The 15,843-nt window shown below is 67.8% G+C and carries 10 protein-coding genes and 1 pseudogene; 4 read left to right on the forward strand and 7 right to left on the reverse strand.

Annotated features, from left to right (window positions below; genetic code table 11):
* Positions 1–467: 467 nt before the first annotated feature.
* Both OHN74_RS00280 and OHN74_RS00285 read right to left on the reverse strand, forming a co-directional pair.
* Entirely contained in the window at positions 468–2,618 is a 2,151-nt protein-coding gene (locus tag OHN74_RS00280; RefSeq protein WP_327692440.1) for a hypothetical protein, read from the reverse strand.
* 22 nt (positions 2,619–2,640) lie between these two features.
* Positions 2,641–3,810, reverse strand: a complete 1,170-nt coding sequence (locus OHN74_RS00285) for a hypothetical protein (RefSeq protein WP_327692441.1) — start codon at positions 3,808–3,810, stop codon at positions 2,641–2,643.
* Positions 3,811–4,694: 884 nt separating this feature from the next.
* Here OHN74_RS00285 and OHN74_RS00290 point away from each other — a divergent pair.
* On the forward strand, positions 4,695–5,543 hold the full coding sequence (locus tag OHN74_RS00290) for an IS5 family transposase (protein WP_443060324.1): 849 nt from the start codon (positions 4,695–4,697) through the stop codon (positions 5,541–5,543).
* Here the strand turns inward: OHN74_RS00290 and OHN74_RS00295 are convergent.
* The 3 genes from OHN74_RS00295 to OHN74_RS00305 all read right to left on the reverse strand — a co-directional run bounded on the left by OHN74_RS00295 (position 5,491) and on the right by OHN74_RS00305 (position 9,850).
* Complete coding sequence (locus tag OHN74_RS00295) at positions 5,491–6,018, reverse strand: hypothetical protein (RefSeq protein WP_327692442.1); 528 nt, start codon at positions 6,016–6,018, stop codon at positions 5,491–5,493. The two genes, OHN74_RS00290 and OHN74_RS00295, sit on opposite strands and share 53 nt — an antisense overlap.
* Before the next feature lie 543 nt (positions 6,019–6,561).
* Positions 6,562–9,165 carry an NACHT domain-containing protein gene (locus OHN74_RS00300; RefSeq protein WP_327692443.1) on the reverse strand — a complete coding sequence of 868 codons (2,604 nt, stop codon included), beginning with the start codon at positions 9,163–9,165 and terminating at the stop codon, positions 6,562–6,564.
* A gap of 241 nt (positions 9,166–9,406) precedes the next feature.
* On the reverse strand, positions 9,407–9,850 hold the full coding sequence (locus tag OHN74_RS00305; RefSeq protein WP_327692444.1) for a trypco2 family protein: 444 nt from the start codon (positions 9,848–9,850) through the stop codon (positions 9,407–9,409).
* Positions 9,851–11,104: 1,254 nt separating this feature from the next.
* Here OHN74_RS00305 and OHN74_RS00310 point away from each other — a divergent pair.
* On the forward strand, positions 11,105–11,359 hold the full coding sequence (locus OHN74_RS00310) for a hypothetical protein (protein ID WP_327692445.1): 255 nt from the start codon (positions 11,105–11,107) through the stop codon (positions 11,357–11,359).
* A gap of 98 nt (positions 11,360–11,457) precedes the next feature.
* Complete coding sequence (locus tag OHN74_RS00315) at positions 11,458–12,426, forward strand: TniB family NTP-binding protein (protein WP_327699936.1); 969 nt, start codon at positions 11,458–11,460, stop codon at positions 12,424–12,426.
* A gap of 369 nt (positions 12,427–12,795) precedes the next feature.
* Here OHN74_RS00315 and OHN74_RS00320 read toward each other — a convergent pair whose 3' ends face one another.
* Positions 12,796–13,953 carry a caspase family protein gene (locus OHN74_RS00320; protein WP_327692446.1) on the reverse strand — a complete coding sequence of 386 codons (1,158 nt, stop codon included), beginning with the start codon at positions 13,951–13,953 and terminating at the stop codon, positions 12,796–12,798.
* Positions 13,950–14,348: an effector-associated constant component EACC1 gene (locus OHN74_RS00325; protein ID WP_327699937.1), complete on the reverse strand. Its 399-nt coding sequence runs from the start codon at positions 14,346–14,348 to the stop codon at positions 13,950–13,952. Before OHN74_RS00325 ends, OHN74_RS00320 begins: the two co-directional genes overlap by 4 nt.
* A 524-nt stretch (positions 14,349–14,872) precedes the next feature.
* On the opposite strand from OHN74_RS00325, the pseudogene OHN74_RS00330 reads away from it, so the two are divergent.
* Positions 14,873–15,772, forward strand: a pseudogene (locus OHN74_RS00330) (ATP-binding protein); the annotation flags it as partial.
* Between the last annotated feature and the right edge of the window lie 71 nt (positions 15,773–15,843).

Consider the following 15,843-nt stretch of genomic DNA (forward strand, 5'->3'; position numbering starts at 1 on the left):
AAGAACCGCAGCCTTCACGCAATCCGCCTCGAGGACTCCGTATGACCGCCGTCGGCACCAACGAGCGGTGCGAGCCGGGCGCCCAGGGTGCACCCGACACAAACCTGGAACTTCCCCCGCCCAAGGTCTTCGCAGCGCAGTGTGATGGTGCCTATGCGCTTCTCGTAGCTGGAGTCACCGACCGCTTCGAGGTTGCCCGCCATGACTGAAGCGGATCCATGCCGGCCGCGCGGGCCCTGGGACTGGCTCTGCCGTAGTTAAGCGGCCCTTCAATATGGGCCACTTGGCTCCACCTGGCTGAAGAGCGGCGCGTGACGGCTCGAAGCGGCCCCACCGCCGTTCGCCTGCGGGTACGACCATGAGGTGGGGCCACCACCGACCGTCATCGAACACCGGTCGGCGCCCGCGATGACCACTTCGATGGGGCCAATCGCCGACGTCGAACCCACCTGGGACACACGTCTGGGTCAGTCTGTCTGCGTTCCAGGGGGTCTGCAGTCGAGGACTCTGGCTCGGACAGCGACATGGTGCTGCCCGGCCAGGCGCTCTTGCTCGTGCTGTATCTGCTGCCGGGTGTGGCGGGGTGAGCAGCGCCGCCGTGCCGATGGGTGCCACAGGTCGCAGTCGAAGAATCCGATGAGGAAGATCCCTGCTGTACGGGGTCGGCGCAGGTAGCGGGCTACCAACTGATCGGCAAGCGCAGTCGGCAGTTCTCGGTTCCAGCAGCCTTTGGATTCGATGACCACGGTGAAGGGCTCGATGTTCTGGGATGGGTCGGTCGCCTGGATGTGGATGTCGGCGCGGCTGCCTCCGGCGCCGGGGCGGTCGACTTGGACTTCGCGGTTGAGGATGACGCGTTGCCCGCCGAGGTGGATCTTCAGAAGGCCCATGACGAGGTCGCTGAAGTCTTCCTCCCACATCGGCCACATCGCGGCGTCGCCGGCCGGGGCGGCCCGGTTCCACAACAGGATGGCCAGCCCGTTGGGACCCGAGAGTGCCTCCTGGACACGGTCCAGTGCTTCCAGAACGACGTCGAGGAGCTGAACCTCGTCGTTGATCACGCGCAGACTGTGATCAGCCGCTAGTTTCCTCAGCTTGTCCACGGAAAGCGGCCCGGTCCGGCTATGGGCCGCCCGGCGGGCGGCGTCGCGTGCCAGACGCCGCAGCCGGGCCGGGTAGCGGGTAGTCGAGGCGGCCAGACGGCTCAGGTGGTCGGCGGCCTGGAAGGTGCCTTTGTCGCCGATCAGCCCGGGAAGGGCATCGGCCAGTTCATGGAGGGTCTCCTGCATGGTGATCTTGTAGGCGACGCCTGGCTCGTACTCGGGCCGGGGCTGGCTCAGTTCGTCTCTCGCGCACAGCCGACGGTAGAGATCGGCGAGATCAGCTTCGCCGAGCCCTTCCGTGCCCGCGGGCCAGCGGCCGGTTCCGAGCGATGCGATGCGGTCGGTCAGGGCACGAAACAGCTGAGGATCGTCGAGCCGCCGGCGGATGTGGGGCCAGTTCTCGTGCAGGCCCGGGCAGGCCATGAGGGTGTATGCGGCGGTGATCCACCGTTCTGGGTTCGGATGCGGCGCGCTGTGGGGTGGGCCGGCCACCGCAGTGTCCTTCACCAGGGTCTGGGCGACGCCGTCACCGAGGTGGAAGAGCAGGACCACCACGGTGGCCCAGGTTGCGTCATCGCGGCCGGGCTGCGCGGCCCAGTCCCGGACGAGGCCGACGGCGTCGTGCGCGCCCAGCGTGTGCAGGAGTCGGACCAGGCCGCCGAGCAGGTGGGACTCCAACGCCTCCAGGCATGCCACCAGTTCGGTCTCGAACGCGGCTCCCGCATGGCGGGCGGAGCGTTCGAACAGACTGCGGTTTAGCTCTTGGTCCTCTTCCAGCGGCATCATCGTGGCCAGCGACAGTGCCCAGCCCGCCCACCGGTCCGTGTCCGTGCCTCCTGCTGCCTCCCAGTCGCCCTCTGGCAGGAACGCGGCTGCGGACAGTTCCGGTACGTCGACCCACTCAGTGCCCCAGGCGGTGACGTGATGCGCTGTGCGCACGGGGGCTGTCGCCAGGACGCGGCGGGCGGCCGCGGCCAGTTTCCCGCCCAGGACGCTGTTCGCGTGTGGGAGGGAAGGTGCTGTGGCGACCGCACCGAGCCGTGAGGGCTGTGTGGCCGGAAGGCCATCGCTGGTTCGGTAGAGATGACCTACGACGGTGAGCCAGGCGGCGCGCACGGTATCCGGTCCGGCCGTGCGCACCACATCGAGGGCCGCAGTGAACTCGCCTTCGTCGAAGGTGTTGCGGCGCCGCTGTTCTTCCTCCCATTCTTGCCTGCACAGCTGCCACTCGGGGGGCGGGGCGTCCCACCAGGCGGTGGCGTCGTGGAGTTCTTCGTCGGCCTGCCGGGCCCTTTCGATGGCCTCGGTCAGTGTCTTGTCCCGGGGCCGGGGCCGGAGGCTGAAGAGCGGCTGGGCGGTACGCCGTGCCTCACTGGGGAGGTCCGGCCACCGCTCGGCCCAGTACAGCAGGTCCTCGTCCGGGAACAGGCCTACATCCGGCGTGGCAAAGGTGATCTCCAGGACGTCATCTTGGCTGCTGTGGTGCAGGACGTGCCCGGCGAGGCGGCGGCGCATAGCGGGGACGCTTCCCAGAACGTCACGCAGATCTTCGAACGGGGTGCGGGCTTCGATACGGTGGGAGAGTTCGGAGTAGGCCGCCGTGGCAGCGAGTGCTCGAGCCGCCTGAGCCTCCCGGGGATCCGGGCTCGTTGTCCCGTACCGGTTCAGGAGGCGGATGCACTGAGCCAGCAGCATCACGGCGACGAGTGAGCGAAATCGAAGCGCCCTGCGCCCTCCTGAGAGGCTGCGTCCAGCAGGGTTTGGCTACCCGCTGACGGTGTCCGGCCGACAGGGCGGGAAGGTCAGCGAGCAGCAGCACCAAGGGGGCGTGGTCCAGCAGCTCCTCGAAGAGATCCGGATCGCTGACCGCCACACGGGCCGCGACCTCCTCGTGCTCCGGCAATACATGACGTGCGGGGCCGTTACCCGCCCACAGCAGTTCGGCCCGCACTGCGGGAGCGATGCAGGAACGGAGGTATTGGGCCGCCAGGTGTTCCTGGTAGCTGTGGTGCGCAAACACCCAGCGGCGTCGGCCCACCGGTGTCAGCAAGCCGGACTCGGTCAGGTGCATCAATTCGCGGCGACGACAGTCCAACTCCGGGATGAGCCCAGGGATGCCGGAGCCCATAAGGCTGTCGAGGTGCAGTGCCCCGTGCACCGCCTCGCCGTCTGTGAGGACCTGGGCGCGGCTGAACTGGAGGGCGGCGGCGGCCCATCGGGCCACTTCCAGCAGGTGGTCCACCGCCGGTTGTTCCTGGCGCTGGGCGAATCCTTGCTGCCAGGTCTCCGTGCACAGGGTGCGGCAGGCCTGGTCGTAGGCTTCGGCCACAGTTTCCGGGAGCTTCTCGCCTCGTGCCTGGGCCTCCAGGAGCGGGTTGAGGGTGACAGGTTGCTGGGCCAGAGCCTCGGCACTGCGACCAGTGACCTGTTCGGTGAAGACGGTCGCGTCCAGGCCACGCTGCTCGGCCGCGCTGTGTACGTCGTCCCGGGTCAGCGCGGTGAGCGTCATGAGTGCCACCTGGCCGGTCTGCGGCCACAGTGCCCGCAGTCCCTCCTCCAGCGCGTCGGGCCAGCGGCTGGTACGGCAGGCAATCCGCAACCTCAGGCCCTGCCGCTGCCACGGTTCCATGACCCGTATCTGGTGCAGGAGGATCTTGTCGAGGCGGGGAAGGTCGTTCATGCCCTCGTCGAGCCCGTCCAGCAGCACATACCTTGCCTGGCCGTGGTCTTCTGCCTCATGCAGATGCCGGTGCAGGGTGCTGCTCGCGGAGGGCGTGTCGAAAATGTCCCAGCCCAGATGCAGCAGGGGTGCGGCTTTCAGACCCTCCTCGCGAAGCAGAGCATGTTACTGGTCCAGGGTCACGCTCTTGCCCGCGCCGCGCTCCCCCAGCATCACAACGACCGGCACGTCCCGAAGCTCGTCCAGACGTACCGCAGCGCTGGCATCAGGCTTGTCGTCCAAGGAATCAGACGTGCCGCTCGTACTGCCGTTCAGACACTGCAGGGACCGCCGCCACGAATACCGCATCACACCATTCTCGCCCCAGCCGAGGCACCTCCTGGCCCCCACCGCCAACACTCCCCGCGGGCGTGCCGGTCCGGTGTACGGATGCATTGGCCTTCAGGATCGTCTCCACCCGCGGCAGCCCGCATGTGCGGTGGTCGGGGCACGCACCAGGCGACCATCTCCGCCTCAACCCCTTGTGTTTCGCCTCGAAGTGGACCACGGCATCAGATCAGTCTGCGCGGACATAGACCCCTCGCACGGGAGCGTGACCTCGCGATACTGCCGGGGAACCGCCCCGGGCCCGGCACCGGGAAGCCACCGTGGGCATTCCCAGCCGAACCGCTCCGCCGACACGGCGAGGAAATGTCAGAAGCCGTATCTCAACCGATCATGGAACGTGTGGGTCGAACAGGTTTCGCGCCGGGGTGATCTTCCCGCTGTACGCGCATGAAGACAGGGCCTCTCGGTAGCTCGGGGATGCGAATCTGACCGAGCAGTGCCGGGAGGCCCTGATGTCGTTGTTGTACGCGTCCGAACCCGTTCAGTTCAACTCGGCTGCTCCATCGTGTGATTGCCTCGCGCATGTGTACGGCAACGCGGCCGACCATCCGGACCGGGTACGCCGGTATCCCTCCGACATGTCGGACGCGGAGTGGGCGGCCGTCCGGCCGTTGCTGCCGGTGCCGGCCTGGCTTCAGGGGCGGGGCGGGCGGCCCGAGGGTTACTGTCACCGCCAACTGCTGGACGCGATCCGCTACCTGGTCGCGGGCGGGATCTCCTGGCGGGCGATGCCCGCGGACTTCCCCGGCTGGGGCCGGGTCTACGCCTTCTTCCGCCGGTGGCGCGAGCACGGGCTGATCACAGAGTTCCACGACCGGCTGCGCGGACGGGTGCGTGAGCGGGAGGGCCGTGAGGCGGAGCCAACGGCCGGGATCGTCGATGCGCAGTCGGTGAAGGCCGCGGCCTCGGTGCCGTCCGTCTCACGCGGCTGGGACGGCGGGAAGAAAGCGGGCGGCCGCAAGCGGCACATCGTGACCGACTGCCTCGGCCTGCTCCTGGTCATCGCGGTCACCGCCGCGAACACCGGCGACCGCGACGCCGCGACGGGCCTGCTGACGCGGCTGCGCCTCATGCACCGCGACATCACCCTCGTCTGGGCCGACGGCGGCTACACCGGCGGCCTCGTCGACTGGTGCCGGCAGAAACTCGCGCTCACCCTCCAGGTCGTCAAGCGCACCGACGACATGCAGGGGTTCGTGGTGCTGCCCAGGCGCTGGGTGGCAGAGCGCACGTTCGCGTGGCTGATGCATTCGCGCCGGCTGGCCCGGGACTACGAGACGTTGCCTGCCAGCAGCGAGGCGATGATCCGGTGGTCGATGGTCACGCGGATGAGCCGGCGCCTGGCACGGCCACGGGCCGCCGGCCTGCGCTGAACATCCCCGACGTCTCCTGCACGAGCCACCCGCGCTCCGCCAGCCGCCTGGCCTTCGAGCGCACCCCCTCGACCTTCGCCGACGTCATCTGAAGGCCCAACTCCCTCGCGATCTCCCTGGCCTTCAGCGGTCCCTGACCCGACGGCTGCCGCTCATCGAGCACGCCCAGGATCCGCTGATAGTCCGGCACCGTCACCGGCAATCCCTCGTGCCAAGGAGGCACGATCGAGCCCGGCACCGGCGCGGGCGAGGGCACGGCTTTCTGCTCCGTCTCAGTCCCGGTCACGGCGGTGGTCTCGGCAGCCGAGGCTGCCAGGGCCTCGACCAGCTCCTCCCGCGCGATCACACGCCGGTCCAGCTCGATCTCGGCGGCCTCCAACACCCCAGCCAACCGGGCGACTTCCTCTCGCAGCCCTTCCACCCGCACACGGGCCGCTGTCTCCCGCTCCTCCAGCATTCCCAGCACCGACGCCATAGCGCACCCCTCGCTCACGGAGCGGAAACAAGACGCCGCATGCCTCCCTCGCTACGAGCGAAACCATGCCTGACCAGCAGAGATCAAGCGATCACGTTCGGTTGAGACACGGCTTCTCAGGCAAACCGCGATCCCCAGCTCAGGGCCTGAAGCGCCAGGAGGCCGGGGCGACAAATGACGCTCATGGTGTGCAGTTCACCGGCGTTCTCCCCCCAGCCTCATCCGCAGCTCCAACACTCAGGCCCGCCGACGAACACGACCCATGTAAAGATGGTGTACCGATCTTTAAAGCCCCAGTTCAGCAAGGGTCTTCCCCACACGCGTGGGGGTCTGTCCATGCTGCTCGGCGAGAGCGATTTCTACGGCCTGCCTTCCCCACACGCGTGGGGGTCTGCCCTACCCCGGAAGCGGATTGATCAGTGCACAGCCACCTCCCTAGATCAGGGGTTCTGCCCCGGGAGGATGTCCGTCAAAACGGATCATGCCCACTCCTAAAGCGGATGGAGATGGCTCGCCACTTGGGCGGGACCGCAGGAGCCGCGCCTAAAGCAAGCTGGCGCGCATCAGTACATGGCGGAACTGGTACGTAAGCCCTTCTGTCCGCAAGATCCCCCCAGCGTGTGCCAATTCGAGGAAGGCACTGTGCCGGGCAGGAAGATGTCCGCGCAGGCAGAAGTAAAGGTGCGTAGCGCGGAACACCGGCCACGCCGTGAACAGAGGCGGGCCCGATATCGCGCCGGCGATCGCCGCTGTGATAGCGAAGGCGACCATGCTGTTCTCGGGCGTGAAACCTCTCGGGTCCGTGGAGACCCATGCGGCCGCCGCCGCGACGAAGGTCGCGGCGAACATACACAGTCCCACCACTACCGATGTCATCTTGTCGCGTTCGAGGAGGTCGTGGGGGCTTTGCGCATGGCGCGGTGACCGCCCTGCGTCCGTGTGGGTTGTCCTGGTGAGGATGAACGCAGCGAACGAACCACCGAAGGATCCACACGCCACGGCTACCACGGCGCCGAAGCCGAGCATCCACCCTGCCTCGTGGGTCTGGTGGGGGGTGGCCAGACCGGTGGTGCACGTGACCACAGCGACGGCGCCGCACAGAGCCGGAGAGAGGCGTCCCAGCCGCCAGATGACGCCTTGTAGGTCCGCGTCGTCGCGGAAGGTGCCCTTCGTGGTCTGTCTGCGCTCGGCCTCGGAACGCCGTGCGATGCCGTAGGTGAGGGTGAATGCACCGCCGCACAGGGCACCCCAGAGGCTGCCTTCGGCCAGGGCGGTGGCGGTCAGCCGACTGGCCATACAGGCCAGGAGTATCGCGGCAACGAACAGTGCGCTATAGGCAAGGAGGATGTACAGCTGGGCCTTCCAGTGTTTGTGCAACCGCCACCACCGGATGCTGCCGTCTGCGGGCGAGGAATGCTGGGCAAGGAACGTCAGCCATCGGACGGCCTTGCGTGCTGGGAAACGGTGGTCGGCCGAGTGGCCGGCAGCTGGCTCGAAGACCGCCGGGACGATGGACGCCAGCAAGTGGCGCTGGATCTCTTCGGCTGTGGGGAACTGACGAATGTCGGCGAGGTCCATGGGGTTCTTGCGGTTGAACTCGAATACCTTCAGGCCGAGCCAGTGCATCAGCGGCGTCTCCAGGGCACGCGTGAGTGTGGGAGCGGTGCCGTTCTCCATCGCCGTGAGGAGAGGTTCCCATCGTTCCTGGCTGTCAAAGGCAGTCAAGAACTTACGGAAGTGACGCGCGGTGAGGGGTTCCAGGTGTACCGCGAGGGCGCCGCGCACCAGGTGGCTGCTGCCTGTGGCTTCCTCGAGCGCCTCTTCGCGGGAGGCGAGCAGGCAGGAACGGTCGGTGCTGAGGATTTCACTCAGCCGGGTGAGGAAGGTGTCGCGGGCGGTGACATGTATCTCGTCGAAGCCATCGAGGAACAGCAGCACTCGGTCGCTCTGCAGGGCCTGCTCGAGTTCACCGGCGGGCACGGTGCTGTCTTCTCCCACGAGTGCGGGGTAGCGCTCGGCCAGGCGTGTGGCGATCCATGAGTAGAAGGGTGTGCTGGCGTCCCAACCCGCCAGCGAGACCACCACGGGCACGGGAGAGGAACTGTCTTCTTCCAGGAGCTGTCGGGCCAGCAGAGCGAGCGCGACACTTTTGCCAGATCCTGCCGACCCGCTGAGCAGTAAGCGGGCGGGCTGGGCGTTCTTCCACAGGCTAAGCAGGTGGCGTACATGCCAGCCAGAATCGCTTCCGTACATCGAGGCAGAACTGTGGGCTGCCAGATCGTAGGCGGGGACCCAGGGGACGTCCGTGGAGAATTTCTCGATGCCGCGCAGACGGAGATCACTCTTGATGCGCTGCAGTTCGGCTCGCCGCAGGGCCGGAAGCCAACGGGAGTACTCCCCGCTCATGTCGGTACCGCCTCCTCTGCCGCGCTTGTTCAAGAGTCTGCTGACGAGCCAGGCCAGCAGCGTGAAGACGAGGACCAGTAGTACGTCGACGATGTTGAACTGTCCGCCGAGGATCCGTTTGAGGTTCACGAATGCGGCGATGATCGCGCAGCCGACCAGAACCGTGACAAGGATGTGGGCAGCCCCAGCCACCGCCCAGGGCGCAATTGGTGAAGGGGAAGCCTGCACAGCGTCGGGCCGCAGTGGAGGTAGCTCTCCTGCCGCAGGAGAGCCGGTCGTCTCGTGAGCCGCTGTCACCTCCTTCGTCGATGTGGTGGTGCCCGGGTGACCGTGCCGTTGTACGAGGTCGGCGAATCCGTGCTGGGCCAGCGCCTTATGGATAGGTACCGCATGCAAGCGCCGCCAGTCCATGCTCTGGTTGTCCTCGACTGCCACACCGACCAGCCGTCCGTGGCAGAACACCGCCGCCCCGGACGCGCCAGCCCAGGGACGCTCCCCGTCAGCGCAATGCGCGGGCCATACAGGGCAGTCGAGTACCCAGCCGGACGACGCGGTCGAGACGGCCGGCAATTCGCCGCGCAGGTACTCGAACTGCGCGTCGGACCCGTCGTCCTCGGCGGCGAAGGCAGGAAACCCTGCGCCTTCGAACGGAAGGGGTATCACCCCATGTGGTCGCCCCCAACGCACTGCTTCCCCGTCGATGTCCAGCGGGGTGTCGAGCCACAACAGCGCTACGTCCAAGGTATCCGGCGTCGGCGTCCCGCCGCGAGGGTCCGGCCAGCACACTCGTGCCTCGCGGATGACGGGATCGCTCCCGAAGAGTGGATGCCCCACGCGCGTCACTACCCGTTTGGCCCACTTCCCCTGGGGCAACACCACGTGCAGCGCGGTCAGAACTAGCTGTGGGCCCAGCAGGTATCCGGATCCCGAACTGCTGGACCCGCCGGTACGCACCAACACCAGTCGGCGTGGATCCACTTCTCTACTCCCACGGTTCGGGGTCCGCCGCCGCATCCTCTTGATCACTCACGGCATCACCGGAGGGGTCTTGCCGGCTCTCGTGGCGGCCGGGGTCGTTTCTGTCTGGCTGGCCGGTGCGGGGGTCGTCTTCGTTGCCCAGCCCGCCGGTCTTGCGGCTGATTCTGGCCCGCTGTCCCCCCAGCGCCTCGTCTCGTACCTGGAGTGTCAGCTTCAATGTCTGCCGGCGCGTGTTCCCCACATCGCCGCCCGCCTCCACACCCGCTTTGGCGCCCAGCGCCCCCACTTCGACCTTCACTCCGCCCTTGCCATCGCTGCGGAACTCCACATCCAGCGACAGCTCGGCCTGCTCCACCTCGAACCGGAACTGTTCCGCGGCCCCTTCGTCCTGAGCCTGGTAGAGCTCTCGCCGCAACTCGGCCAATGCCTGAGCCAGAGGAATACCCATGCGCCGCCCCCTGTCCAGCGCCCCCACGGACGCCTCCACTGCTATTTTGTCCCAACTGGCTCTCATTACGCAGCACTTCGGGCTACACCGTCTCCCTCCCGATGGCGGTCTACCTGCGTGTTCACCGTGTTCCTCTGCGGCATCGGTGTGGGCTGGGCGGACTACTGCAGTCCGTTGCCCTCATCAGGAGGCCAGCCACGCAGGCCAGTACATCGTGCGGGGTGTGCTGGGTGAGCAGCTTGTGCAACTGCGTGGCTCCTCTCCTGTCGTTCGCGCGCGAGGACGGCTGTGATTCGCTCGCCCACGACGTCTCGCGGGCGCCGGCCGCTGGCGGCTGCTTCCCTGCGGATGACGGCGTCGTTTGACTGAGGTCGACATTGAGCAGGGCGCGGCCCTGGCGGTCGGGGTAGTGCGTGGTCAACCCGTCGATCGGCAGAACGTCGTCCAGCCGGCACCGCAGCCGTTGTAGCGCGCGGCGGGTGACAGCGGCCATGCCAAGCTCCAGGTGGGCGGCCAGTTGAGTCCAGGCTGATGGCCATCAGAACCCACGGCCGCACACCGGGGTATCCCAATGGCCGTTGACAGGCGCAGCGAACGACCAGCGAGGCCACGCCACTTGACACCCCAGGCGAAGATGCCCCGGGGCACCGCCGGACGACAAGCCGTCGAACCGAGCATCCATTAGGGTTGGGAGAGAAAAACTGCAGGTCAGACGGCTACCCCTATGGCCTTCTCATCTCGCTGCGCTGGAGATTCTCAACTGATGTCACCAAGCCTCCTCATCTGATGTCACCGCTTATGCGCTGTGACCGGCATAGACGCATAGCATCCAAGTGAGAACTGAAAATGACATCGAAATGAGGAGTCGCACCGGACACGTGCCCGTCCCGCTGACCGGCCACGACTACCTCGAACTGCTGCCCGTGCGCTGGCAGGCCATCACCGCCTCCGGCATCCGCATCCACCACCGCACCTACGACGCGGACCCCCTCGCCCCCCTACCGCGGCCAGCCCTCCCCCATCACGGCGCGCGGCGGGAAATGGGAGATCCACCACAACCCCCACGACGTCCGCCAGATCTGGATCCGCCTGCCCGACGGCGAACTGACCGAGATCCCGTGGATCCACCGCGACCACGTCCACCAGCCGTTCAACGACCACACCTGGCAGCACATCAGAACGCTCGCCCTGCACGACAACCACAGCGATGCAGAACAGTACGAGGCCGACCTCGCCGACGCCCTCGACCAGCTCATGCGCCGCGTCCACAGCGGCCACGCCACCACAACCGAACAAGCCCTCATCGCCCGCACCGCCGCCATCCCCCTCCCCACAGCCCGCCATCCGGACCACGACACCCCACGACCCGCCGACAGCCCCGCACAGCAAGGCGCCGAGGGCGAGGACGACAGCATCGACGACCTCGACGACCTGCCCGACGACGACTCCCCCATCGTGGCCACCGGATTCGGGCTCTACAACGCACACGAGGAAGCCGACAAGTGGTAAACACGCACGCCCACCCCACGGCCCAGAACCTGAACAGCGCACCAGCCGACACCACCACCGGCACGGACGGCAGGGAAACGGCCGAGCCGTCCTGGCCCCTGACCACCTGGCAGGGCTGGCACCAATTCGTCACCACCGAACCCCCCACCCCGCCCCAGCCCGACCAGCCACCCCGCAGCCCGGAGGAACGCCTCGCCTACCACTCCGCGTTCGTCACCATCCGCACCCCCGCCATCAGCCAACTCGCCACCCAGGTCCGCACCCTGATGATCCTCGGCCGCCACCAACAGGCCACCGCACGGCCCTCGCTGATAGTCACCGGCCCCGCCGCAGCCGGCAAAACGACCGCCCTCCTGAACGTCGGCCGCACCTGCCACCTCGCCCACACCCGCAAAAACCCCACACCGCCCGGATCAGCACACGCCGCAGTACCGGTCGCGTACGTCCTCGTCCCGCCCGGCGCCACCGCGAAAACCCTCATCACCGAATTCGCCCGCTACCTCGGCATTCCCACCACCGCCCGCATGACCCAGACCCAGACCACCGACGCCGTCTGCCACACCTACACCCAAGCTGGTGTCCAACTCGTCCTCATCGACGAAATCCACCGCCTCAACCCCCGCACCACCACCGGCGCCCAGGCCGCCGACCTCCTCAAAGACCTCACCGAACGCCTCCGGGCCACGTTCGTCTACGCCGGCATCGACGTCACCGACACCCCCCTCTTCTCCGGCACCCGCGGCGCCCAGCTCGCCGGACGCGCCACCCTCATCACCTGCGGCCCCCTGCCCGCCCGCCACGGATCACGTGAACCCTTCCGCGACGTCATCACCGACATCGAAAACAACCTCGACCTCACCCACCACAAAAACGGCACCCTCCCCCGCCACACCCCCTACCTCCACCAACGCACCGCCGGCCGCATCGGATCCCTCACCCGGCTCATCCGCCAAGCCGCCATCACCGCCATCTGCGACGGCACCGAACTCATCACCAAGCAATCACTCGAGGCCATCCGCCTCGACCACCTCGCCGAGCAACACAGCCGCCCCACACCAAAGCCCTGACCGCCCAACTCAGGTGTCGCCCCATTCCCACAACAGTGCGAAATCGGCCGTACTGAACTGTTCAGGAAGCGACATGGCCCCATCGCTGGGAAACTCTGTCCTGGCAGGCAGTCGCACTGAACGGGGGCGTGTAGCTGTGGCGAGAGCAAAGATGAAGGCGCAGTCCCGCAAGGGCTATTACCGGGCAGCGCACTACGTGAAGCCATCCTCGACATCCAGCCGATGGAAGAAGCCGTCCCTGGGGCTCATCCTCGTCGCCGCTGTGCTGCTCATCGCCGCATGGAACACCCTGTTCTCAGACGGCTCCGACAGCTCGGACAAGACGCCTCACCCTCAGCCGTCCAGTGTCTCGGCCTCTGCGGTCCCCGGTCAGTGATCCCGCCTGCGGCGCAAGGCCGACAGGGGGCGCTGCCACGCTCTGGCCTTCTCAGGCCCGCCGTCATCGGTGACTTCCGGGCTCGCCGTCTTGGCCGGCAGGTTCTGCGCGCGCAGTTGCTGCCAGGCGGTCTGCCACTGCGTGATCTGTTCATCGGGAACACCGCACGCTGAGAGGTAGAGGGCCGTGGTACCCCAAGTCGTCGGAAGAGTGCTGCGGTTGAGCAGACCTCCGACGGTGCCGGCCGCTATGCGTCCGGCCGAACGCTCACTGACCGCCCGATGAGTCAGTCCACTGACCACCCGCACCTCCACGAGAGCGGTGAAGAACCCGGTCACGGTACGGATCGCGCGCGGATCCGGCCAGGGACGCTCCCCCGCATCAGTACCCCCCGCCCCAGCAGCAATGGGCGCGGCAGGCAGATCCGCGTGGTTACGCCCGAGCGCGACCTGGGCACCGCTGTTGCGGTCCCGCGCCTGCGGAACAGGATGCCCGCGCGCCTCCATCGTCAGGCGCAGGTGCCGGTACAGAGCCCCGAGGTCAACCAGCGCGGGACCGCCCGGTATGCCTTGCCGCAGGGCCTCCAGCAGAGCCCCGGTGAAGGCCGTGTAGGTCTCCCCCACCGGCGCCAAGGCAGTACGGGTCTCGGCAGCGGCCGCCAGCAGGAAACTGCCCTCCACCGCCGCCTGGTCGGCAAGCCCCGTCCCCGCGCTCATCCTCCCCAAAGCCAGGCCGCTGTAACAGCAGTCCAAAATCACCACATGCCGCTCGGCTCGGGAGTCCAGCAGCAACACCTGTCGCACCCAGTCATAGGGCAGACCGGTCTCGATACGGCCGAACTCGGTATGCGGCAGAGCCAGAACGAGCTGATCCTGGGCATCGACCAGTCCGTGCCCGGCAAAGTAGACGATCAGTGTGTCGCTGGCCTCGGCGGCCGCCTGCCGCACCGCGCCCACCACCACCTGCGCAGCAACTGGATCCTCCACGACCGTCACATGCCGGGCAGGCAACTGCAACGACAACGGCCCGCACAGCAGACCAGCCAAGGCCTGCACGTTCTGCGAGACAGCCGGCAACTGCTCCAGATACTCATACCGGCTCGTGCCCACCAGCACAGCCCTTGAGGCCCCCGGATCGGGCAGCACACTCATCGATCCCCGCCCTCACCGCCGCCGACGGCCTCAAGCACCCGAACCGCCCGCGCGATCTCCTCCTCAGAACCCTCCACAAGGACGATGGCCGTCTCCCCGCGCCGGATCTCCACCCGCGGCCGCTGCGGCCGGCTCTGCCGCCACGCCGTGACCGCCAGCACGAACGACGCCGCGCTCCACCCATTGCCCGTCACCAGCTCAAGCACATCCAGGACCGTGCCCATGTCCCCCGGCCCCGGCACACCACCCCGCGCCCCCACCGCAACAGACCGGCGCACCACAGGATCCGCACGCAACCAGCCCTGCAGCGAACGCAACTCCCCCGCACCCAGCCCAACCTGCAGCTCTAACCGCACCCCGGCCTCCCCTGATCCGTACGCGCACCCACCGACCATGCACAACCGATCAGGAAACCCGCTCCAGCACAACACCGCCCCCGACCATACAAAAGGCCCCTGAGCAGCCCAAACACCCGCCGAGCCTCTTGACCCTACCGATACCTACAACAAGCCCAACTCTCCTCAACACACCACCAACAACTCCAGCTCAAGCCCCTGACCACCCTCCACAAGCCACTCCCTCCAGCTTCTCAGCAAACCAACAACACACCAGGCCAGCCGCCGTCATGCACACCAACAAGCCCCCCTCCGAGCGTCAGCCGGGCCGCCCGCGACCGAGCCGCCCACCCGCTCCTGGGCGGTTTCACGATCGAAGACGCGCCCGGGCCCGGCCCTGCTGCGGCGGCCGCACCGTCCCGTGCGGCTCGGCGGCGTACCGCCCTCAGGCCGCGCCCGGACCCGGCCGCGCATCGCCCGTCCACGCGCCGCCGCACGGAACCGACTGCTCCCGCGGCGGCGGTGGGGCCGGTGTCGGGTGTGCAGCAGCTGCTCACGCTCGCCGGGCAGGACGGGGGTGCACGATGAGGGTGCCGATCCGTCACATTGCCGGGCACCTGGTGTGGTCGACGCAGGGCAGCGTGTGGGCCCTCTACCGCCTTCACCCGGGCCCCGACGCACGGGGGCAGTCCGAGGAGACCGTCCAGGGCACCCACGTGCCCGCCCAGGTCCGGGACGAACAGCTCGCCAAGATCACACACTTGGTGCGGTCCCTGACCGGGGCACCGCGGCTGTTCGGACTGTGCGCGCAGGTCGATCCCGGCGAGATCGCCCTGCGCATGATCGAGGGCATCGAGCCGGCCGACACGGCACCCGATGACGGCCCGCACCCATGGGTGGAAAACGTCGAAGCGACCCTGGATCTGCTGGACAGCCAGGAGATGCACCGCCGCACCCTGTGGCTGGCTGTTCCATTGCAGACCGAACAGGCCGGTTGGCAGATGTCCGCCTCCCTCGGCGCGGCGTGGGCGGAGCTGTCTGCGGTGCTGGGTCTGCGCACGGCGCCGGTGGCCCGGCGCGAAGTGAGCACCTACCGCGAGCAGGCAGCCCGGGTCGAGGCCGCACTCGCCGGCGGCATCGCCTTCCGCCCGGCCCGCCCCGCGGAGATCGTATGGATGATCCAGCACGCCCTCCATCGCGGCCTTGCCGAGCCGCTGCTGACGGAAGCCGAAACCAGCGACCTCTACGGCGGGCACCTGCGCGACGGTGTGCTGCGCTCCCCCAGCTACGCCGACCTCGGACAGGTCCGCCTGCAGGAAGGCGGCATCGATCCCGTCCTCGACGACACCACCGAACTCAAGAGCGCGGGCCCGATCACACGCTCGGGCCGCACGACCTGGTGGCGGCTGAACACCAGCTCACCGATCGGACGGCGCTGGCTACAGATCGAGTCCAACGCCGGGACCGGCTACGTCCGCGACCTGTTCTGACGTGCAGTGCATCGGCGATTTTCGCTCCCTAAGGAAGGGCCGCGCGGCCTGGAAGGTGTCATCAT

Origin of the sequence: Streptomyces sp. NBC_00459 (genome assembly GCF_036013955.1) — a bacterium.
Taxonomy (GTDB): domain Bacteria; phylum Actinomycetota; class Actinomycetes; order Streptomycetales; family Streptomycetaceae; genus Streptomyces.

Bases quoted from the DNA above. Each gene is read 5' to 3' on its own strand.
- OHN74_RS00280 (WP_327692440.1), bottom strand. From the start codon at position 2,618: ATGCGCCGCCGCCTCGCCGGGCACGTCCTGCACCACAGCAGCCAAGAT.
- OHN74_RS00295 (WP_327692442.1), bottom strand. From the start codon at position 6,018: ATGGCGTCGGTGCTGGGAATGCTGGAGGAGCGGGAGACAGCGGCCCGT.
- OHN74_RS00305 (WP_327692444.1), bottom strand. From the start codon at position 9,850: ATGGGTATTCCTCTGGCTCAGGCATTGGCCGAGTTGCGGCGAGAGCTC.
- OHN74_RS00310 (WP_327692445.1), top strand. From the start codon at position 11,105: ATGCGCCGCGTCCACAGCGGCCACGCCACCACAACCGAACAAGCCCTC.
- OHN74_RS00320 (WP_327692446.1), bottom strand. From the start codon at position 13,953: ATGAGTGTGCTGCCCGATCCGGGGGCCTCAAGGGCTGTGCTGGTGGGC.
- OHN74_RS00325 (WP_327699937.1), bottom strand. From the start codon at position 14,348: ATGGTCGGTGGGTGCGCGTACGGATCAGGGGAGGCCGGGGTGCGGTTA.